Genomic DNA, 20,247 nt, shown 5'->3' on the forward strand with positions numbered 1-20,247 from the left:
CGCACCACCACCCCCGACCGCACCGCGTCCTCAGCGACCTCGACAAGAAGGCGACCCCACGATGAAGTTCACCGACGGCTACTGGATGTCCCGCCCGGGGCTCGTGCCGCTCTACGCGGTCGAGGTGGACGACGTCCGCGTCGACGAGGCCGCGGGCACGATGACCGTCTACGCGCCGACGAGCGTGATCCGGCACCGCGGTGACACGCTCAACCGGCCGATGCTCACGCTCACCTACTCCTCGCCGGCGCCCGGCGTCGTCACCGTGCGCGTGGAGCACCACAGCGGCGGCGTGCACCGGGGCCCGGACTTCGCCCTGCACGCCCGCGAGGGGTTCCGCCCGGTGGTCAAGGTGGACGAGTCGGCGGGCGTCCTCGAGACGGGAGCGCTGACCGTGCGGGTCCACCGCACCGGACCCTGGCAGGTGGACTTCGAGCACGCCGGGCGGGTCGTCACGTCGTCGCTGCCGAAGTCGGTGGCCTCGGTGAGCTCCGTGGCCGGGGGCAGCTGGATGCACGAACAGCTGACGCTGGCGCCGGGCGAGCGCGTCTACGGGCTGGGGGAGCGGTTCGGCCCGTTCGTCAAGAACGGTCAGGAGATCGACGTCTGGAACGCCGACGGCGGCACCTCCAGCGAGCTCGCCTACAAGAACGTCCCGTTCTACGTCACCAGCGCCGGCTACGGCGTCTTCGTCGACCATCCGGAGAAGGTCTCGCTCGAGGTCGCCTCCGAGGTCAACTCGCGCGTCCAGCTCTCGGTGCCCGGCCAGAACCTCACGTACCACGTCATCGCCGGCCCGACGCCGAAGGAGGTGCTGGACCGGTACACCGCGCTGACGGGACGCCCGCCGCAGGTGCCCGCCTGGTCGTACGGGCTGTGGCTCTCGACGTCGTTCACCACCGACTACGACGAGAAGACGGTGACCTCGTTCATCGACGGGATGGCGGAGCGCGACCTGCCGCTGAGCGTCTTCCACTTCGACTGCTTCTGGATGCGCGAGTACCAGTGGTGCGACTTCACCTGGGACCCGCGCACGTTCCCGGACCCGGAGGGCATGCTGGCCCGGCTGCACGACCGCGGCCTGAAGGTCTGCGTCTGGATCAACCCGTACATCGCGCAGCGCTCGCCCCTGTTCGCCGAGGCCGCGGCCCGCGGCTACCTGCTGCGCACCGCCGACGGCGGCACGTGGCAGTGGGACATGTGGCAGGCCGGCATGGGCCTGGTGGACTTCACCAACCCGGACGCGACCGCGTGGTACCTCGGTCACCTGGAGCGCCTGCTGGACCAGGGCGTGGACAGCTTCAAGACGGACTTCGGCGAGCGCATCCCGGTCGACGACGTCGTCTGGTTCGACGGGTCGGACCCGCAGCGCATGCACAACTACTACGCCCAGGCCTACAACGAGGCGGTCTTCGGGCTGCTGGAGCGGCGGCGCGGCACGGGCGAGGCGGTCCTGTTCGCCCGCTCGGCCACGACGGGCGGGCAGACGATGCCCGTGCACTGGGGCGGCGACTGCGACTCGATGTTCTCCTCGATGGCGGAGACGCTGCGGGGCGGGTTGTCCCTGGCGATGTCGGGCTTCGGGTACTGGAGCCACGACATCGGCGGCTTCGAGGGCACGCCGGACGCGGACGTGTTCAAGCGGTGGCTCGCCTTCGGGCTGCTGTCGTCGCACTCCCGGCTGCACGGGTCGACGTCGTACCGCGTGCCGTGGGCCTTCGACGAGGAGGCCGTGGACGTCGCGCGGGAGTTCACCCACCTGAAGATGCGGCTCATGCCCTACCTGGCGCAGGCCGCCCGCGAGGTGACGGCGGCGGGGACACCGCTGATGCGGCCGATGGTGCTGGAGTTCCCGCAGGACCGCAGCACGTTCGGCATCGACACCCAGTACATGCTCGGTGGGTCGCTGCTGGTCGCGCCGGTCTTCACCGCGGACGGGACGGTGGAGGTCTACGTGCCCGAGGGCACCTGGACCTCGCTGATCAGCGGCGAGCAGGTGGTGGGGCCGCGCTGGGTCACGGAGCGTCACGACGTGCACTCGCTCCCGCTGTACGTGCGCCCGGGGACGGTGCTCCCGGTGGGCGCGCGCACGGACCGGCCGGACTACGCCTGGGCGGACGGCGTGGAGCTGCGGCTCGTCGAGATCCCGGACGGGTACGACGACGTCACCGAGATCCCGACGGGGGACGGCGACACCGTCGTGGCCTTCCGGGTCCGGCGGGACGGCGGCGAGGTCGTGGTGTCCACCGAGGACGCGCCAGGTGCGTGGTCGGTGCGGGCCGGTGCACCGGCGACGTCGACGACGTCGGCAACGGGAGCCGGCTCGGTGACGATCACGCTCTGAGTCCCGGTCCACGGGACCCACCGCGCCGACACCGGTCCGAGGCTGGATCCGCGACCTGCCCGCACGTTACGATCGAATCGATTCGTGGGTTCGCTCCCACGACTGAGCGCGCGACGCCGCTCGCGCCGACCGACCCCTACGGAGGTAGACCACCGATGAGCACCACCGAGAGCCGCGCAACCGGCGTCGAGACCCCGGCCCCCTTCGCCGGGACCTTCCCCGACGACTTCCTCTGGGGCACCGCCACCGCGGCCTACCAGATCGAGGGAGCCGCCGCCGAGGGCGGTCGCGGCCCCTCGATCTGGGACACCCTCTCCCGGGTCCCCGGTGCCGTCCAGGGCGGTGACACCGGCGACGTGGCCTGCGACCACTACCACCGGTGGGCCGAGGACGTCGACCACCTCGACCGGCTCGGCGTCGGCGGCTACCGCCTGTCGATCTCCTGGTCGCGGGTGCAGCCGGGCGGCAGCGGCCCCCTCAACCCCGAGGGCGTCGAGTTCTACCGCACCCTCCTCGACGCTCTGCGCGCCCGGGGCATCACCCCGTTCGTCACGCTCTACCACTGGGACCTCCCCCAGGAGCTGGAGGACGCCGGCGGCTGGACCAACCGCGACACCGCCTACGCGTTCGCCGAGTACGCCCGTGCGATGGCCACCGAGCTCGGCGACCGCGTCGAGGTCTGGACCACCCTCAACGAGCCCTGGTGCTCCGCCTACCTGGGCTACGCGTCGGGCGTGCACGCCCCCGGCCGCACCGAGCCGGCGTCGGCGCTCGCCGCCGTGCACCACCTCAACCTGGCGCACGGGCTCGCCGTGCAGGCGATCCGCGAGGTCCTGCCGGACGCCAGGTGCTCCATCACGCTCAATCTGCACGTGCTGCGGGCCGCCACCGGTTCCGAGGCGGACGCCGACGCCGTGCGCCAGATCGACGGCCTCGCCAACCGCGTGTTCCTCGGTCCGCTGCTCGACGGCGCGTACCCGGCCGACGTCCTGGCCGACACCGCGAGCGTGTCCGACTGGTCGTTCGTCCTGGACGGCGACCTCGAGATCACGCGCCGGCCGCTCGACGTGCTCGGCGTCAACTACTACTCGACCACCCGGGTCGGCCGGTTCTCGGGCGAGGGCCAGCCGGTGCGCGCCGACGGCCACAAGACGACGGCGGCGTCCCCGTGGGTCGCGGCGGACGACGTGGAGTTCCTGCCGCAGCCGGGCCCGCACACCGCGATGGGGTGGAACGTGGAGCCCGCCGGCCTGACGGAGCTGCTCCTCGACCTGCACCGCGCCTACCCGGGCCTGCCGCTGGCCGTCACCGAGAACGGTGCGTCGTTCACCGACGAGGTCGTCGAGGACCCCGCGCTCGGCATCCAGCGGGTCCACGACCTCGCGCGCGTGGCGTACCTGCGCGACCACGTGGCCGCCGTCGGCGAGGCGATCGCCGCCGGGGCGGACGTGCGCGGCTACTTCGCGTGGTCCCTCATGGACAACTTCGAGTGGGCCTACGGCTACTCCAAGCGCTTCGGGATGCTCCACGTCGACTACCCGACGGGGGAGCGCACCTGGAAGGACTCGGCGTACTGGTACGCGCGGCTCGCGCGCAGCGGCCGTCTCCCCGCCGTGTACGAGGCCGGTCCGCAGGACTGACCACGCCGGCGGGCACCGGTCCGACCGGCCCGCCTGCCACGGCCGGACCTCACGGACCGACCGGTCCGACCGACGCGCCCGACGTGCTCGACACGCCGGGCGCGTCGTCGTGTGAGGAAGATCTGAGACATCACCCTGCGGGGTCGCCGACGCCCTCCCGGGACGTCCGGCGGGCGTCGCGCGGAGGCGTCCACACCTTGTGGACAGCGGTCGTCCACGGGTGTGGACGACGGCGTCGCCGCGGCGTCGTCCCAAGCCTCGCAGGACCCTCGACCGGTGCACACAGCGGTGGACGACCACCGTGTCGGGGTCGGGTGGGACGATGGTCGTGGCGGCCCGGCCGAGAGGCCCGAAGTCGTCGAAACGGACGAATCCCACGGGCGGAATCACACCGTTGTGAACACAACATGTCGTGGGAGAGCGCGCGGCAGACACTAGGTGTAGTGTTTGGAGCACGCCGGGGCCACAGGCTCCGGACTGAATCACATCGGCGTAGTTCCACCGGTGTCGTTCCAGGTGAGGGGCCTCGCAGGAGGCTCCGCAGGCCGGTCCGACGCAGCTCCGGCGGACTGCCGACACAGTCTTCACCGGACATCGGACGACCGCCCAGGGTGGCGAGACAGGGGAGTACGACATGAGCGTCACGGTCTACAGCAAGCCGGCCTGCGTGCAGTGCGATGCGACCTACCGGGCCCTGGACCGCAAGGGCGTCGAGTACACCGTCGTGGACATCACCGAGGACGCCGCCGCCCTCGAGATGGTCCGCGGCCTCGGGTACCTCCAGGCCCCGGTCGTCGTCGCCGGCGACACGCACTGGTCGGGCTTCCGTCCCGACCAGATCAGCGCCGTCGCGGCGCAGCAGGCCGTCTCGGCCTGAGAATCTCCGGCCCGGCCGCGGACCCCGCTCCGCGACCGGGCCGGCACCACCGCACGTCCCGAGGGGGAGGGCGACATGAGCTCGCTCGTCTACTTCTCCAGCGTCTCGGAGAACACGCACCGTTTCGTGCAGCGCCTCGGTCTCGAGGAGCAGGGCACGAGCGTGCACCGCATCCCCCTGCGTCCGGCCGACGGCTTCCTGAGGGTCGACGAACCCTACGTCCTCATGGTCCCCACCTACGGCGGGGGCAACGAGGGCGGAGCCGTGCCCCGGCAGGTCCGCAAGTTCCTGAACGACGTGCACAACCGGTCACTGATCCGTGGCGTCATCGCCGCGGGCAACACCAACTTCGGCGCTGCCTACTGCATCGCCGGCGACATCATCGCGGCGAAGTGCCGGGTCCCGTACCTGTACGCCTTCGAGCTGCTCGGCACGACCGAGGACGCCCAGCGCGTCCGAGACGGATGGGGACGATTTTGGCAACGACAGTCACTGATCTCGGCGTGAGCACCACGTCCGGGGCCGCGCAGCCGGAGGCCGTGCAGGTCCCGTCGCAGCAGGCCGAGCTGGACTACCACGCGCTCAACGCCATGCTGAACCTGTACGGACCGGACGGTGAGATCCAGTTCGACAAGGACCGCGAGGCGGCGGCGGCGTACTTCCGCCAGCACGTGCTGCCCAACACGATCGAGTTCGACACGCTCGACGCCAAGCTCGACTACCTGGTCGACAACAAGTACTACGACCCGACGGTGCTCGCGAAGTACTCGCGGACCTTCATCAAGGAGCTCTTCCAGCGGTGCTACGCCGCCGGGTTCCGCTTCGACTCGTTCCTCGGCGCGTTCAAGTACTACACCTCGTACACGCTCAAGACGTTCGACGGCAAGAAGTACCTGGAGCGCTTCGAGGACCGCGTCTCGATGGTGGCTCTCGGCCTGGCCGACGGCGACGAGGCCACGGCCCGCGACATCGTCGACGAGGTCATCGCCGGACGCTTCCAGCCCGCGACGCCCACGTTCCTCAACGTCGGCAAGGCGCAGCGCGGCGAGCCCGTGTCGTGCTTCCTGCTGCGCATCGAGGACAACATGGAGTCCATCGCGCGCGGCATCAACTCGGCCCTGCAGCTGTCCAAGCGTGGCGGCGGCGTCGCCCTGCTGCTGAGCAACGTGCGTGAGCACGGCGCGCCGATCAAGCACATCGAGAACCAGTCCTCGGGCGTCATCCCCGTGATGAAGCTGCTGGAGGACTCGTTCTCCTACGCCAACCAGCTCGGGGCGCGCCAGGGCGCCGGTGCCGTGTACCTGCACGCGCACCACCCCGACATCATGCGGTTCCTCGACACCAAGCGGGAGAACGCGGACGAGAAGATCCGCATCAAGACGCTCTCGCTCGGCGTGGTCATCCCGGACGTCACGTTCGAGCTGGCGAAGAAGAACGCCGACATGCACCTGTTCTCCCCGTACGACGTCGAGCGCATCTACGGCAAGCCGTTCGCCGACATCTCGATCACCGAGAAGTACGACGAGCTCGTCGCCGACGACCGGATCCGCAGGACCACGATCAAGGCCCGCGACTTCTTCCAGACGATCGCCGAGCTGCAGTTCGAGTCCGGGTACCCGTACGTCATGTTCGAGGACACGGTGAACCGGGCGAACCCGATCGAGGGTCGTATCACGCACTCGAACCTGTGCTCGGAGATCCTGCAGGTCTCGACCGCCTCGACGTTCCACGAGGACCTGTCCTACGACCACGTCGGCCGGGACATCTCGTGCAACCTCGGGTCGCTGAACATCGCCAAGACGATGGACTCGCCCGACTTCGGTCGCACGATCGACACGGCGATCCGGGCCCTGACCGCGGTGTCGGACCAGACCAGCATCGAGTCCGTGCCGTCGATCAAGCGGGCCAACGAGGCCGGCCATGCGATCGGCCTCGGGCAGATGAACCTGCACGGCTACCTCGCCCGCGAGCGCATCTTCTACGGGTCCGACGAGGGCATCGACTTCACGAACATCTACTTCTACACGGTCGCCTACCACGCGATCGCGGCGTCGAACCGGCTCGCGATCGAGCGTGGCCGTGCGTTCGGCAGCTTCGCGACGTCGACGTACGCCAGCGGCGAGTACTTCGACAAGTACACCGACGCCGAGTGGAAGCCGGCGACGGCACGGGTGGCACAGCTGTTCGCCGACGCCGGCGTGCACATCCCGACCCAGGACGACTGGCGCGAGCTGCGTGCCTCGGTCATGGAGCACGGCATCTACAACCAGAACCTCCAGGCGGTGCCGCCGACCGGGTCGATCAGCTACATCAACCACTCGACGTCGTCGATCCACCCGGTCGCGGCCAAGATCGAGATCCGCAAGGAGGGCAAGCTCGGGCGCGCGTACTACCCGGCGCCCTTCATGACGAACGACAACCTGGAGTACTACCAGGACGCGTACGAGATCGGCTACGAGAAGATCATCGACACCTACGCGGCGGCGACCCAGCACGTCGACCAGGGCCTGTCGCTCACCCTGTTCTTCCCGGACACCGTCACCACCCGCGACGTCAACAAGGCGCAGATCTACGCCTGGCGCAAGGGCATCAAGACCCTGTACTACATCCGTCTGCGCCAGCTGGCGCTCGAGGGCACGGAGATCGAGGGCTGCGTCAGCTGCATGCTGTGACGCCCCAGCTCCCCGCCGCCGTCCGACGTCTCGAAGGATCCGCCATGTCACCCACCGGACAGCTCAAGCTCATCGACCGCGTCACCGCGATCAACTGGAACCGCCTGCAGGACGAGAAGGACCTGGAGGTCTGGGACCGGCTCGTCGGCAACTTCTGGCTCCCGGAGAAGGTCCCGGTGTCCAACGACATCCAGTCGTGGAACACGTTGAGCGGGGCCGAGAAGACGATGACCACCCGGGTGTTCACCGGCCTGACGCTGCTGGACACCATCCAGGGCACGGTCGGCGCCGTCTCGCTGATCCCGGACGCGCTGACGCCTCACGAGGAGGCGGTGTACACCAACATCGCGTTCATGGAGTCGGTGCACGCCAAGAGCTACTCGTCGATCTTCTCCACGCTGATCTCCACCAAGGAGATCGACGAGGCGTTCGCCTGGTCGGAGGCCAACCCGCACCTGCAGCGCAAGGCCGAGATCGTGCTCGGCTACTACCGCGGTGACGACCCCCTGAAGCGCAAGGTCGCCTCGACGATGCTCGAGTCGTTCCTGTTCTACTCGGGCTTCTACGCGCCGATGTACTGGTCGAGCCGCGCCAAGCTGACGAACACGGCCGACCTGATCCGCCTCATCATCCGCGACGAGGCCGTCCACGGGTACTACATCGGGTACAAGTTCCAGAAGGGGCTGGCCAAGCTCACCTCGGCCGAGCAGGAGGAGATGAAGGGTTACACCTTCGAGCTGCTCTTCGAGCTCTACGAGAACGAGGTCGAGTACACCGAGTCGCTGTACGGCGAGCTCGGGCTCACCGAGGACGTCAAGAAGTTCCTGCGGTACAACGCCAACAAGGCCCTGATGAACCTGGGCTACGAGGGCCTGTTCCCCAAGGACGAGACGGACGTCAACCCCGCGATCCTCGCGGCGCTGAGCCCGAACGCCGACGAGAACCACGACTTCTTCTCCGGGTCGGGTTCCTCGTACGTCATCGGCAAGGCCGTCGAGACCGAGGACGACGACTGGGACTTCTGAGTCCCGCCACCCCCTGCGCGCCGAACATGCCGTGGCGGCCCGTCCCGAGTCCGGGACGGGCCGCCACGGCATGTTCGGTCGGCGTGAGGGCATGGTCGGCGAGGCGATGTCCGGCGAGGCGTTGTCCGGCGTGGTGACGGCCGGCGTCAGGGGACGACGGTGGTGTTCGCGCCGTCGACGGGTGGCTCGGCGGACCAGGGGAACGTGATCCACCGGTCTGTCTCGCGCCACGAGTACTCGGGGCGGTAGATCGACCGCGGCTTCGTGTAGAGCACCGCGGCCCGCGCCTCGGCGCCCTGAGCGGCCAGCATCCGCATGACGAGGTCGAGCGTGCGACCGGAGTCCGCCACGTCGTCCACGACCAGCACCCGCGAACCAGGCAGCTCCGAGGTGTCCATGAGGGGCGGCAGGACGCGCGGGTCGTCCAGGGTCTTGCCGATGTCCGTGTAGAACTCGACGTTCATCGTGCCGACGCCCTTGGTCCCCAGCGCGTAGGCGACCGCACCGCCCGGGACGAGTCCGCCCCGCGCGACCGCGACCACGACGTCGGGCCGGAAGCCGCCGGCCACGACCTGTTCGGCGAGCCTGCGCACCGCCGTCCCGAAGTCGGCCCAGGTGAGGATCTCTCGTGCCGTGTCGTGCGTCATGGCTCGAACCTAGGCGAGGCGGAGCGTGACGTCACGTCGACGACGACGCCCCCCGCACCGGTCCCGGTGCGGGGGGCGTGCCGACTCGCGGTGCTCGCCACCTGGCCTGCCCAGGCCGGGGGAGCTACCTCGTGGTCAGGAGGCGGAGAGGATGTCGACGACGAAGATCAGCGGCGAGTCGGGCTCGATGCTGCTGCCCTCGGGCGGGTTCGCGCCGTACGCCTGGTCCGCCGGGATGACGAGCAGCACCTGGCTGCCGACGGTCTGGCCGGACAGACCGTCCGTCCACCCGGGGATGACCTGCTGGAGCGAGAACTGCGCGGGCGTGCCCCGCTCCCACGAGGAGTCGAACACCTCGCCGTCGAGCGTCCACCCCGTGTACTGGGCGGTGACCGACTGGTCCGCCGTGACCTCGGCGCCGTCGCCCTTGATGAGGGTCTGCGCCACCAGCTCGTCGGGAGCCTCGTAGCCCTCGGGGATGTCGACCGACGGCGCGCCGTCCTCGGCGAGGGTCACGGTCGGCAGCCCCTCGGCGGGCTCCACGGGCTCGCCGATCGCACGCGCCTCGGCGACGTCGGTCACCTCGACGACGTTGACCACCGTGGTGGGGTTCTGCTCGGCGTCGACCGTGGGGCTCGCCAGCAGGATGCGCGTGCCGACCTTCTGGCCGGTGAGCGGGCCGTTCAGCAGGTCGTAGCCCTCGGCGCCGAGCGAGAAGCTCTCGGGAGCGTTGCTCTCCCACGTGGAGCCCTGGCGCTCGCCGGCGCTGTCGTAGGCGGCGTACTGGATCGTCACGAGCTTGCCCTCGGTGAGCTCGTCGCCGTCACCCTCGGTCACCACGCGGGTCGTCGGCACCGAGACGCTCACGTCGCTGAACGTCAGCGTGGGCTCCTCGCCCGGTTCACCCTCGACCTCGACGGACTCCAGCGCCGCGATGTCCTCCTCGGTCGGCTCGGGTGCCGTGGTCGCGGAGTCCGAGGCCTCGGCCGAGGCCGACGCGGAGGCGTCCTCGGAGGGGGCCTCCCCACCGTCGGAGCAGGCGGTCAGGGTGAGCGCGGCGGCGAGCAGCGCTGCTGCACCGGCGGAGTGGCGGATCTTCACGGGGAACCCTTCGATCACGGGGGAAAAGACGGTCGGTCCGGCACACGGACCCGGGACACTCTAACGGTCGTGCCTGGTGGGGCGTTCCCGGCCGCTGTGGTCACAATGGAGGCATGCCGTCCTCGCGACCCTCCCGCAAACGACCCTGGGGTGCCGAGCACACCCCCCTCGACCTCGACCGCGCCCGCGGGGGAGTGCGGAACGTCAGCGCCGCCGACGGCGAGTGGACGGTCCGCACCGTGCGGGGCGGCGACAAGGCCTACACGTGCCCCGTGTGCCACCAGCAGATCCCGCCCGGGGCGGCGCACGTCGTCGCGTGGGAGAACGACGGACGCGGCAGCGAGGCCGGCGTGGAGAACCGTCGCCACTGGCACTCCTCCTGCTTCGAGCGGCGCCAGCGGCTGCGCTGACCGCGCGCCCGACCGTGCGCCCGACCGCACGTCGGGCACACACCGGGCGGGGCCGCGCACGCGAACTAGGGTGGAGGAGATGAACGACGACGCTGCCACCAGCCACCAGATCCGCTCGCTGACCGTCCTGCCCGCCCGACGCGAGGACGTCGACCTGCACACCGCGGACGGCCTGACCCTGGTGGGGGAGCTCGCCCTGCCGGCCGACCGCGAACCGGTGGCCACCCTCCTGACGTTCCACCCGCTGCCCACCCACGGCGGCTACATGGACTCGCACGTCTACCGCAAGGCGGCCTGGCGGCTGCCGGCGCTCGCGGACCTCGCCGTCCTGCGCTTCAACACCCGTGGCACGTCGTCGCCGCGCGGCACGTCCGAGGGCGCGTTCGACGGTGGTGAGGGGGAGCGGTACGACGTCGCCGCCGCGCTCGAGCTCGCCGAGTTCCGCGAGCTGCCGCGCCCCTGGCTGGTCGGCTGGTCCTTCGGGACCGAGCTGGTGCTCAAGCACGGCGCGGACCCGAGCATCGAGGGCGCGATCCTGCTGTCGCCCCCGCTGCACCGCGCCACGGACGCCGACCTGGACCGCTGGGCCGAGTTCGGCAAGCCGTTGGTCGTCCTGGTCCCCGAGCACGACGACTACCTGCAGCCCGCCGAGGCACGCGAACGGTTCGCCCGGGTGCCGCAGGCCGAGGTCATCGGGGTCGACGGCGCCAAGCACCTGTGGGTCGGTGAGCCGGCCGTGCGACGCGTGCTGGACGAGATCGTCCAGCACGTCCTGCCCGGCCACGACCCGCTGCCCACCGAGGTCGACGGAGACGTCGAGCAGGCCGAGAGCGCGACCGCCACGACGAGAGGATGAACGATGACCGGTACGAACCTGGCGACCTACGTCCTGCGTGAGGGGGCCGGTGTGCCCGTGGTGCTCCTGCACGGGTTCCCGCTGGACCATCGCATGTGGGTGCCGGTCGCGGACCTGATCCCCGAGGGCGTCCGCGTCGTCGCGGTGGACCTGCCCGGGCACGGCCACAGCGACCTCGGGCAGACCCCGGAGACGATGGAGGCCGCCGCCGACGCCGTGCACGCGACCCTCCGTCACCACGGGGAGGGCAACGTCGTCGTCGTGGGACTGTCCATGGGCGGCTACGTGGCGCTCGCCCTGGCCGAGCGGCACCCGGACCTCGTGCACGGGCTCGGCCTCGTCGACACCAAGTCCACCGCCGACACCGCCGAGGCACGTGCGGGGCGGCTCGACGTCGCGCGTGCCGTCCACGACTCCCAGACCCTCGACGCGGTGATGGGCATGCCCGCCAAGCTCCTCGGGGCGACCAGCGAGCTCGAGCGGCGGGCGCTCTACCCGACCGTGGAGGCGTGGGTCCGTTCCCAGCACCCGTCAGGCGTGGTGTGGGCGCAGCGGGCGATGGCCGCCCGGGGCGACCGGACGCACGTGCTGACGGAGTTCGACGGGCCGGTCGCCGTCGTCGTCGGGGCCGAGGACCGCGTCACCCCCGTCGAGGACGCGAAGCACATGGCGGCCGCGGCCCGGGACGTGACGCTCACCGTGGTGCCCAACGCGGCTCACCTGAGCACCGTCGAGGAGCCCGGCGCGGTCGCCACCGCGATCTTCGACCTCCACGGGCGCGCCACCCGGCGCTGACCGACCCGCGGAGCGAGCGGACGGGCTGCTGCGCCCTGCCGCGTCGAACGGCAGGGCGCAGGGACGGGCGAGATCCGTCCGGGCGGACGAACGGGCCGGCGTCCTCGGATCGAGGACGCCGGCCCGTGCTGCGCCCGGCTGCAGGCGTCAGGCCTTGCTGGCCGCCGGGGTCTCGTCGTCGGACGAGGGGCTCGCGGGCTCCTGCCCGCCCTCGTCCGACGCCGCCGACGGCGTCGAGGCAGCTCGGGCGGCCTGGGCCGGCGTCTGGGCGACGCCGCTGCGCGAGGGTGCCTTGACGGTCGTCACCGGCACCGGGCCGGAGGTCGGGCCGGAGGCCGCGGACGGAGCCTGCTCGGCGGACGAGGTCGAGGCCGCCGACGGCGCGGAGGACGACGGCGCGGACGACGTCGGCTGGCGACGCCCGCCCTGGTCGCCGGCCTGCTCGGTGCCCAGCAGCCCGCGCAGCTCCTCCAGGTAGGAGTTGATCGAGTCGTGACGCCGGGTCAGGTCCTCGAGCTGGCGGGACGCCGTCGTGCGGCTCTGCTCCGCCTCGGCCTGCGCGTCCGAGACGGTCTGCTCGGCGAACGTGCGTGCGTCGGAGACGATCCGGTCGGCCGAGCGCCTGGCCTCGGCGAGCAGCTCCTTGACGTAGGCGTCGGACTCCGTGCGGACCTGGTCGGCCTGCTGCAGGGCGACGGCGACGCGCTTCTCGGCCTCGGCGGCGTGCTCCTCCGCCGAGGAGACGAGACGCGAGGTCTCGGCACGAGCGACCTCGTGCCGGTCGGCCGCCTCCGCCTCGACCTGCTCGCGCATGCGGGCCACCTCGAGCTCGGCGTCCGCGAGCGTGCTGCGAGCCTGCTCACGGAGCTGTTCGAGCTCGGTCGTGACGGCGTTCGCCGCTTCCGCCGCGTGGTGCTTGGCGTCGGCGACGATGCGGGCTGCCTCGTTGCGCGTGCGCTCCATGAGGGCGTTCGACTCGCGCTCCGCCTCCTCGCGCAGGGCCGCGGCCTCCGCCGTGGACGCCGCACGGAGCTGGGCGATCTCGCGGTCCGCCGTGGTGCGCGCCTCGGTGACCTCCCGCTCCGACGTCGAGCGCAGCGTGCCGATCTCGCGTTCGAGGCTGGCGCGTCGCTCGCTCTCCTCGGCGGAGACGGTGCTGGTGATCAGCGCGGCCTCCCGTTCGGCGGATCCCAGCAGCTCCTCGGCCCGGCGCTGCGCGCTCTGCAGGACGCCGTCGGACTCGGCTGCCGTGGTGGACCGCACCTCGTCGGCCTCCCGGCGGGCGCTGCCGAGCAGCTCGGACGCCTCGGACTCCGCCCGCTGGCGGACCTGGCCCGCGGCCAGCTTCGCCCGGGCCATGATGTCGGACGCCTGCTGGTTGGCCTGCGTCAGGACCTCGGCGGCCTGCTCGTCCGCTGAGCGGAGCAGGCGTTCGGCGCGGGCCCCGAGCCCCGCGTAGGACGGCTTGTCGTTCTCCCTGAGCTGGCGGTGCGCCTCGGCCAGCTCCGACGAGAGCTGCATGGCTCGCGCGTCGGTGGCCTCGACGTTGCGTCGGGCCTCCTCGACGGCCTGCTCAAGTCGGGAGATCTGGTTCTCGACCGCCGCGCGGTCGTAACCGCGCATGGTGATCGGGAAGAGCGTGCGCTCGTCGGACACGTGGAGACCTCCGTACGTCGTGGGTGCCCCGGCACCGGTCAGGATAGTCGGCGACCCGGCCTCCCGACACCGCAGGACCAGTTCTGGTCGCCTGGCGGACCTTGTGCGTGGGAGGCTCGGGGGACGCGTCCCCGACTCGTGAAGGGTTCGTGAACCGCTCCCCGCAACGTCCCTCAGCGGTCGGGAGCGCTGTTCGACCTCCCTATCCTGAGAAGTCCACGTCGAAGGGAAAACTCGGTGCTGCAACGCATTCTCGGTGTCGTCCTGGTTCTTGCCGGACTGGTCGGCATCGCGTTCGGGGTCGCGTCCGCGACCGTCCTGAAGGAGTCGGACACCGTCGTCGCGACGGCCCGTCCGGCCGGGGACGGCACGCTGGTGGTCACCGACCCCGGTGTGCTGGGCATGGTCGCCGCCGACGTGACCGTCACGGCGACCGTCCCTGCGGGGCAGCAGGTCACGCTCGTCGTCGGTCGCGACGTCGACGTCCTCGGCTGGATCGGCGACGACCCGTACTCCCGGGTCACCGGCATGACCGACTGGGAGACCCTGTCGAGCGAGGCCGTGACCGCGCCGGAGGACCCGGAGGCCGAGGACGCCGAGGCGGAGGACGCCGAGGCGGAGGACGCCGAGGAGCCGGCCACGCCGGAGGTCCTCGACCCGAGCGGTTCCGACATGTGGGTGTCCGAGCTCACCCGGGCCGAGGAGGTCTCGCTGCGCTGGACCGACCAGTCCGGCCCGTGGGTGGTCATGGCCGCCGGGACGGGCGCCGCACCCGTCGAGGACGAGGCCGCCGAAGACGCCGAGGCCGATGCCGATGCCGAGGCCGAGGCCGCTGACGCCGAGGCCGAGCCCGTGGTGCCCGTCGCGCCCACCCTGCAGCTCACCTGGAACCGCGACGTCGGCACGCCGCTGCTGTGGCCGTCGGTCGGGGTCGGAGCGGCGCTGCTGCTCGTGGGGCTGGCCCTGCTCGCGTCGTCGCGCCGCCGTCGTCGCGCCGCGGCCGCCGCCTCGTCGTCGGCCTCGGCGTCGTCGCCCGCCTCGGCGCCCGTCTCGCCGTCGTCGTCGCCGTTCTCGGCGTCCTCGGCCCGCTCCGGCGACGACGCACCCGCCGCGCGGAGCCCGTTCGCCGCGACCTCCGCGTCGACGGCCGCCTGGTCGCCCGCGGCTCCCGCACCCGCCCCGTCCGGCGACGCGGACCAGGTCACGCCCACCGCGGGCGCGCCCGCCGTCGCCGACCCCGGCACCGGTGCGTCACCGTCACCGTCACCGGACAACGGCACGGACACCGGGACCGGTGCGGGGGGCGGGAGCGCGTCGGACCCCGCCGGCGAGCAGGGCTCGGGCACCGCGCCCGTGCCCGTGGCCGGGCGCTTCTCGCGCAGGTCCCTGCTCGGGCGTGGTCGCGGACAGGGAGACCCGGAGCCCGCCGAGCAGTCCGGCGAGCAGCCCGACCGGCCGAGCACCCCGGGTGACGCGCCCGTGGACCCGGTCGCCGGCACGTCGTCCGACGCCGCCCAGGAGCGTCCGCTGACCCGTCGCGAGCTGCGACGGCGGGAGGAGGAGCGTCGGGCCGCCGAGCCGAACGGCGTCGGCCGTGCGTTCCGCGCGCTCACCGGTCAGACGCCGGTGGTGCCGGCGCCGCCGCAGGACGAGCCGGGCACGCCCGGGACGTCCACCGGCACGCCGCCGGCGTCGCGCCGTGGCGCCGCATGGCGCGAGACGTGGGGCTTCGACGCCTCCCGCACCGACGCCTCCCGCACCGACGAGAACACCGACGAGGGGAACCGATGAACGCCAAGACCCGCCGCCAGGTGATCCGGCGGACGTCCGCCGCTGTCGGGACGACCACGCTCGTGGTGGTGCTGGCAGGGTGCGCCCAGGAGGTGCCCCAGCCCGAGGCCCCGCCGGAGTACACCGGGCCGATGCTGTCGGTCGAGCAGGAGGCGGGGATCATCGAGGACGTCGCCGCGTCGATCGACGCCGCGACCGAGGAGCTCGACCCGGAGAAGCTGAAGGACCGGGTCACGGGCCCGGCGCTGCAGGTGCGCTCCGGGGAGATCGCCCTGGCCGACGCGCAGGAGGACGGGTCGGGGGTCACCGAGATCCCGTCGACGTCGGCGCTGATGGTCCTGCCGACCACCCAGACGTGGCCGCGCACCAGCATCAACATCACCGACCGGACCGAGGACCTCGGCGTCAACCGGATGGTGGCCTACCGGCAGGACTCGGCCCGTGAGGACTACCGGATGTGGACCTGGGTCCAGCTGATCCCGGGGACGATCCTGCCGAACTTCGCCGATCCCGAGGTGATCGGGAGCGCGGCCGTGGCCGCGGACGACGACTCGCTCGTCGCCACCCCGCAGGACGCGCTCGCCCAGTACGCGGACCTCGTGGGCAAGGGGACGGACGACTCGGAGCACGCAGCCGCCTTCGAGCTCCCGAGCGACACCGACGACCTGGTCAAGCGGGTCCAGGCCGACGCGAAGAACCTGCGCGAGGACGAGGACTTCCAGGAGGCCGACGGGTCCGTCCGGGTCGCCTACGCCCCGATGTCCGGGCTCGTCGCGGTCCGGACGTCCGACGGCGGCGCGGTGGTGATGGGTGCGCTGGACGGCAACGTGCGCCTCACGAGCGAGGACGACGCGGAGCTGGCTCCCGTCACCGCGACGCAGAAGGCGCTGATCGGCGACAAGGACCCCACCAACGAGCTGTACGTCGAGTACACCGACCAGGTGGCGCTCTACATCCCGCCGGCTGGCTCCGACGCCCTGATCCAGCCGATCGGGTACACGCACACCGCGACGGCGGCCGACACCAGCATCCCGGAGAAGCGGAACACGGACCGCGAGTGACGACGCAGCGGGGCCGGTTCCGTGCAGCGGCCCCGCACTTCGTAGGATGAGCGCATGAGCAACCCCACGCCCGAGCCGAGCATCAGCACGCGCGGTGCCGTCGATCTGTCCGCCCTGAACCGCCCCCAGTCGCCTCCTCCGGGAGAGCCCGGCGGGGCGCCTGGCGCGCAGGGGTTCGTCGTCGAGGTGACGGACGAGAACTTCCAGCAGATCGTCCAGGACTCGACCACGTATCCCGTCGTCATGCTGCTGTGGATGCCCACGGACCAGGCGAACGCCGACCTGGCGACCCTGCTCGGGCGTCTCGCCGAGGAGTATGCCGGACGGTTCCTGCTCGGGCGCGTCGACGTGCAGGCCTTCCCGCAGATCGCCGCCGCGTTCCAGGCGCAGGGGGTGCCCACGGTCGTGGCCGTCCTGCAGGGGCAGCCGCTGCCGCTGTTCGCCGGCGCCGCGGCCGAGGAGCAGGTGCGGGGCGTGCTCGACCAGGTGCTCGCCGCCGCCGAGCAGAACGGTGTCACCGGGCGCGCACCGGGGTCGGCCGGCGCGGACGAGGAGCCGGCGGCCGAGCCGGAGCCGGAGCCGCTGCCGCCGCTGCACCAGGAGGCGTACGACGCGATCGAGAGGGACGACCTGGACGCGGCCGAGGTCGCCTTCGGTCGGGCCATCAAGCAGGACCCGAAGGACTCCGACGCCGTCGCCGGTCTCGCGCAGGTCAAGCTCATGCAGCGCACGCGTGGGGCGGACCTGCAGCAGGTGCGTGCCGCCGCGGCCGCCGCGCCCGCCGACGTCGACGCCCAGCTCGCGGTGGCCGACCTCGACATGCTCGGCGGCAAGGTCGACGACGCGCTCGCGCGCCTCCTGGAGATGCTCCCCGGTGCGGACGCGGACGCCAAGGAGCGTCTGCGCGAGCGTCTCGTGGAGCTGTTCGAGCTCGTCGGCCCCGGGGACCCCCGGGTCGCGAAGGCGCGTCGCCACCTCGCGATGTACCTGTACTGAGCGGGTGCGCGCCGTGGAGCGCGGCCCGTGCCGCCGGGTGCGCCCGGGCCGCTGATCGGGCCCGGGCGACGACTCAGCGGGGCACCAGCACCAGGGTGCCCATCGGCGGGACCCGCACGGCGGTCGAGTGCTCCCGCCCCTGCCAGCCCACCTGCTCGGCGGTGAGGTCCCCGGAGTTGACCACCCCGGACCCGCCGTAGCGCAGGTCGTCGGTGTTCAGGGCCTCGACCCAGGTGCCGCCGTGGGGGAGCCCGATGCGGTAGCCCTCGTGGGGCACTCCGGCGAAGTTGACGACGACGACGGCGGCCGAGCCGTCCGCCGCCCGTCGCAGGTAGGCGAGGGTGTTGCGGTCGGCGTCGTCGGCGTCGAGCCACCCGAAGCCCGCGCCGTCGAAGTCCCGCTCCCACAGGGCGGGCGTGGCGCGGTACAGGGCGTTGAGGTCGCGCACGCACCGGTGGACGCCCTGGTGCCCGGCGTCGTCCAGGGACCACCAGTCCAGGCCGCTGGACTCGTCCCACTCGGCGTCCTGGGCGAACTCGGAACCCATGAACAGCAGCTGCTTGCCGGGGTGCGTCCACTGGTAGGCGAGGAAGGTCCGCACGCCGGCGAGCTGCTGCCAGCGGTCGCCGGGCATCTTGCGCAGCAGGGACCCCTTGCCGTGCACGACCTCGTCGTGGCTGATGGGCAGCACGTACTGCTCGGAGAACGCGTACACCAGGGAGAACGTCAGCTCGCCGTGGTGGTGGCGGCGGTACATGGGGTCCTTGGCGACGTACCGCAGCGAGTCGTTCATCCAGCCCATGTTCCACTTCAGGCCGAACCCGAGGCCGCCGGCGCTGGTGGGCCGGGTGACGCCGGGGAACGCCGTGGACTCCTCGGCGATGATCATCGTGCCCGGGCTGCGCCGGTAGGCGGTCGCGTTCGCCTCCTGCAGGAACGCGATCGCCTCGAGGTTCTCCCGCCCGCCGTGCACGTTCGGGGTCCACTGGCCCTCGGCGCGCGAGTAGTCGAGGTAGAGCATGGAGGCGACGGCGTCGACGCGCAGCCCGTCCGCGTGGAACTCCTCGAGCCAGTAGGTGGCGTTGGCGACCAGGAAGTTGCGCACCTCGCGCCGGCCGAAGTCGAAGACGTACGTGCCCCAGTCGGGCTGCTCGCCGCGCCGCGGGTCGGGGTGCTCGTACAGGGGCGTCCCGTCGAACCGGGCCAGGGCGAACTCGTCGCGCGGGAAGTGTGCCGGCACCCAGTCGACGATGACGCCGATCCCGGCCTGGTGGAGGCGGTCCACGAGGTGCCGGAAGTCGTCGGGGGAGCCGAACCGCGCCGTCGGGGCGTAGTAGCTGGTGACCTGGTAGCCCCAGGAGCCCCCGAAGGGGTGCTCGGCCACGGGCAGCAGCTCGACGTGGGTGAACCCCTGGTCGACGACGTACGCGGTGAGCTGGTCGGCGAGCTCGCGGTAGCCCAGCCCGGGACGCCAGGAGCCGAGGTGCACCTCGTACACGCTCATCGGCCCCGAGTGCGGGTCCCGCTCGCGCCGTCGCGCCATCCAGTCGCCGTCGCCCCACTCGTACGTCGAGTGCGTCACGACGGACGCCGTCGCGGGCGGCACCTCGGTCGCCTGGGCCAGCGGGTCGGCCTTGGCGCGCCACACGCCGTCGGGCCCGCACACCTCGTACTTGTAGCGCGAGCCGGGACCGACGTCGGGCACGAACAGCTCCCACACGCCGCTCGCCCCGAGCGAGCGCATCGGGTGCACGCCGCTCCAGCGGTTGTGGTCGCCCACGAGCCGGACCCCGCGGGCGTTCGGCGCCCAGACGGCGAACGAGGTGCCCACGACGTCGCCCCGCGCGCTGGGGTAGACGTGCCGGTTCGCCCCGAGCACCCGCCAGAGCTCCTCGTGGCGGCCCTCGCCGACCAGGTGGAGGTCGACGTCGCCGAGCGTCGGCAGGAAGCGGTAGGGGTCGTCGGTCGTGTGCTCGTCGTCGCCGTAGCGGCTGCGCACCCGGTAGTCGGGCGCGTGCCGCGTCCCGTCCGCGTCGACCGGTGCGCCCACGACGGCCGACCAGATCCCGGCGGCGTCGTGGGTGGCGGGGACCGCCAGCGGGCCGTCGGGGCCGTCGGTCAGGACCGTGACCTCGTCCGCGAGGGGACGCAGCACACGCACGACGGCGAAGGATCCGTCGTCGTCGTCGGCGGCCAGCAGGTGCGGGCCGAGCACCGCGTGGGGGTCGTGCGAGGTCCCCCGGGCGACGGCGGTGAGGAGCTCGGGATCGGCGGCAGGTGGCGCGGGCGTCATGCTCCCACCCTTCCACGCCCTGCTGCCGCGCGGGAGGTCGACACGCGTCCCGCGGTGACCGGTGGGCGCCAGGACGCCGACAG

General features: G+C 72.0%; 16 protein-coding genes. 12 read left to right on the forward strand and 4 right to left on the reverse strand.

The genetic code is table 11. The features are described from left to right. Positions 1 to 61 precede the first annotated feature (61 nt). The 6 genes from yicI to nrdF all read left to right on the forward strand — a co-directional run bounded on the left by yicI (position 62) and on the right by nrdF (position 8,558). The gene (gene yicI, locus ACNHYB_RS15655; RefSeq protein WP_418276287.1) at positions 62 to 2,344 is read left to right on the forward strand and encodes an alpha-xylosidase; all 2,283 of its coding nucleotides are present in this window, start codon (positions 62 to 64) and stop codon (positions 2,342 to 2,344) included. A gap of 155 nt (positions 2,345 to 2,499) precedes the next feature. After that, positions 2,500 to 3,984 (forward strand): GH1 family beta-glucosidase, encoded by a 1,485-nt coding sequence (locus ACNHYB_RS15660; RefSeq protein ID WP_418276288.1) that lies wholly within the window; start codon positions 2,500 to 2,502, stop codon positions 3,982 to 3,984. A 634-nt stretch (positions 3,985 to 4,618) separates the two neighbouring features. Further along, complete coding sequence (gene nrdH, locus ACNHYB_RS15665; protein WP_418276289.1) at positions 4,619 to 4,861, forward strand: glutaredoxin-like protein NrdH; 243 nt, start codon at positions 4,619 to 4,621, stop codon at positions 4,859 to 4,861. Positions 4,862 to 4,936: 75 nt separating this feature from the next. Further along, entirely contained in the window at positions 4,937 to 5,368 is a 432-nt protein-coding gene (gene nrdI / locus ACNHYB_RS15670; RefSeq protein WP_418276290.1) for a class Ib ribonucleoside-diphosphate reductase assembly flavoprotein NrdI, read from the forward strand. Beyond that, positions 5,326 to 7,533 carry a class 1b ribonucleoside-diphosphate reductase subunit alpha gene (gene nrdE, locus ACNHYB_RS15675; RefSeq protein ID WP_418276291.1) on the forward strand — a complete coding sequence of 736 codons (2,208 nt, stop codon included), beginning with the start codon at positions 5,326 to 5,328 and terminating at the stop codon, positions 7,531 to 7,533. The genes nrdI and nrdE overlap by 43 nt, the downstream gene beginning before the upstream one ends. Positions 7,534 to 7,577: 44 nt before the next feature. Then, on the forward strand, positions 7,578 to 8,558 hold the full coding sequence (nrdF, locus tag ACNHYB_RS15680; RefSeq protein ID WP_418276292.1) for a class 1b ribonucleoside-diphosphate reductase subunit beta: 981 nt from the start codon (positions 7,578 to 7,580) through the stop codon (positions 8,556 to 8,558). A gap of 146 nt (positions 8,559 to 8,704) precedes the next feature. Here the strand turns inward: nrdF and ACNHYB_RS15685 are convergent, their stop codons facing one another. Continuing rightward, positions 8,705 to 9,205 (reverse strand): phosphoribosyltransferase, encoded by a 501-nt coding sequence (locus ACNHYB_RS15685; protein WP_418276293.1) that lies wholly within the window; start codon positions 9,203 to 9,205, stop codon positions 8,705 to 8,707. Between the two features lie 135 nt (positions 9,206 to 9,340). Beyond that, positions 9,341 to 10,324: an FKBP-type peptidyl-prolyl cis-trans isomerase gene (locus tag ACNHYB_RS15690; RefSeq protein WP_418276294.1), complete on the reverse strand. Its 984-nt coding sequence runs from the start codon at positions 10,322 to 10,324 to the stop codon at positions 9,341 to 9,343. Positions 10,325 to 10,419: 95 nt separating this feature from the next. Here ACNHYB_RS15690 and ACNHYB_RS15695 point away from each other — a divergent pair, with 95 nt between their 5' ends. The 3 genes from ACNHYB_RS15695 (at position 10,420) to ACNHYB_RS15705 (ending at position 12,367) form a co-directional block, all read left to right on the forward strand. Then, positions 10,420 to 10,716 carry a hypothetical protein gene (locus ACNHYB_RS15695; RefSeq protein WP_418276295.1) on the forward strand — a complete coding sequence of 99 codons (297 nt, stop codon included), beginning with the start codon at positions 10,420 to 10,422 and terminating at the stop codon, positions 10,714 to 10,716. A 79-nt stretch (positions 10,717 to 10,795) separates the two neighbouring features. After that, positions 10,796 to 11,572, forward strand: coding sequence for an alpha/beta hydrolase (locus ACNHYB_RS15700; protein ID WP_418276296.1), 777 nt, complete (start codon positions 10,796 to 10,798; stop codon positions 11,570 to 11,572). Between the two features lie 3 nt (positions 11,573 to 11,575). After that, on the forward strand, positions 11,576 to 12,367 hold the full coding sequence (locus tag ACNHYB_RS15705; RefSeq protein ID WP_418276297.1) for an alpha/beta fold hydrolase: 792 nt from the start codon (positions 11,576 to 11,578) through the stop codon (positions 12,365 to 12,367). A 147-nt stretch (positions 12,368 to 12,514) separates the two neighbouring features. Here the strand turns inward: ACNHYB_RS15705 and ACNHYB_RS15710 are convergent, their stop codons facing one another. Then, complete coding sequence (locus ACNHYB_RS15710; RefSeq protein ID WP_418276298.1) at positions 12,515 to 14,023, reverse strand: hypothetical protein; 1,509 nt, start codon at positions 14,021 to 14,023, stop codon at positions 12,515 to 12,517. 237 nt (positions 14,024 to 14,260) lie between these two features. Here ACNHYB_RS15710 and ACNHYB_RS15715 point away from each other — a divergent pair, with 237 nt between their 5' ends. Genes ACNHYB_RS15715 through ACNHYB_RS15725 form a run of 3 tightly spaced genes read left to right on the forward strand, consistent with a single transcriptional unit; the run spans position 14,261 to position 17,871 of the window. Then, positions 14,261 to 15,814: a hypothetical protein gene (locus tag ACNHYB_RS15715; RefSeq protein WP_418276299.1), complete on the forward strand. Its 1,554-nt coding sequence runs from the start codon at positions 14,261 to 14,263 to the stop codon at positions 15,812 to 15,814. Next, positions 15,811 to 16,875 carry a hypothetical protein gene (locus ACNHYB_RS15720; protein WP_418276300.1) on the forward strand — a complete coding sequence of 355 codons (1,065 nt, stop codon included), beginning with the start codon at positions 15,811 to 15,813 and terminating at the stop codon, positions 16,873 to 16,875. Before ACNHYB_RS15715 ends, ACNHYB_RS15720 begins: the two co-directional genes overlap by 4 nt. Positions 16,876 to 16,929: 54 nt before the next feature. Beyond that, a complete protein-coding gene (locus ACNHYB_RS15725; protein WP_418276301.1) occupies positions 16,930 to 17,871 on the forward strand; it encodes a co-chaperone YbbN in 942 nt (313 codons plus the stop codon). A gap of 73 nt (positions 17,872 to 17,944) precedes the next feature. Here the strand turns inward: ACNHYB_RS15725 and glgB are convergent, their stop codons facing one another. Then, complete coding sequence (gene glgB, locus ACNHYB_RS15730; RefSeq protein ID WP_418276302.1) at positions 17,945 to 20,164, reverse strand: 1,4-alpha-glucan branching protein GlgB; 2,220 nt, start codon at positions 20,162 to 20,164, stop codon at positions 17,945 to 17,947. Between the last annotated feature and the right edge of the window lie 83 nt (positions 20,165 to 20,247).

This window comes from Isoptericola jiangsuensis (assembly GCF_048320105.1).
Classification (GTDB): Bacteria; Actinomycetota; Actinomycetes; order Actinomycetales; family Cellulomonadaceae; genus Isoptericola; species Isoptericola jiangsuensis_A.

Bases quoted from the DNA above. Each gene is read 5' to 3' on its own strand.
- ACNHYB_RS15725 (WP_418276301.1), top strand. From the start codon at position 16,930: ATGAGCAACCCCACGCCCGAGCCGAGCATCAGCACGCGCGGTGCCGTC.
- ACNHYB_RS15685 (WP_418276293.1), bottom strand. From the start codon at position 9,205: ATGACGCACGACACGGCACGAGAGATCCTCACCTGGGCCGACTTCGGG.
- yicI (WP_418276287.1), top strand. From the start codon at position 62: ATGAAGTTCACCGACGGCTACTGGATGTCCCGCCCGGGGCTCGTGCCG.
- nrdF (WP_418276292.1), top strand. From the start codon at position 7,578: ATGTCACCCACCGGACAGCTCAAGCTCATCGACCGCGTCACCGCGATC.
- ACNHYB_RS15695 (WP_418276295.1), top strand. From the start codon at position 10,420: ATGCCGTCCTCGCGACCCTCCCGCAAACGACCCTGGGGTGCCGAGCAC.
- ACNHYB_RS15720 (WP_418276300.1), top strand. From the start codon at position 15,811: ATGAACGCCAAGACCCGCCGCCAGGTGATCCGGCGGACGTCCGCCGCT.
- nrdE (WP_418276291.1), top strand. From the start codon at position 5,326: ATGGGGACGATTTTGGCAACGACAGTCACTGATCTCGGCGTGAGCACC.
- ACNHYB_RS15705 (WP_418276297.1), top strand. From the start codon at position 11,576: ATGACCGGTACGAACCTGGCGACCTACGTCCTGCGTGAGGGGGCCGGT.
- glgB (WP_418276302.1), bottom strand. From the start codon at position 20,164: ATGACGCCCGCGCCACCTGCCGCCGATCCCGAGCTCCTCACCGCCGTC.
- ACNHYB_RS15660 (WP_418276288.1), top strand. From the start codon at position 2,500: ATGAGCACCACCGAGAGCCGCGCAACCGGCGTCGAGACCCCGGCCCCC.
- nrdH (WP_418276289.1), top strand. From the start codon at position 4,619: ATGAGCGTCACGGTCTACAGCAAGCCGGCCTGCGTGCAGTGCGATGCG.
- ACNHYB_RS15700 (WP_418276296.1), top strand. From the start codon at position 10,796: ATGAACGACGACGCTGCCACCAGCCACCAGATCCGCTCGCTGACCGTC.
- nrdI (WP_418276290.1), top strand. From the start codon at position 4,937: ATGAGCTCGCTCGTCTACTTCTCCAGCGTCTCGGAGAACACGCACCGT.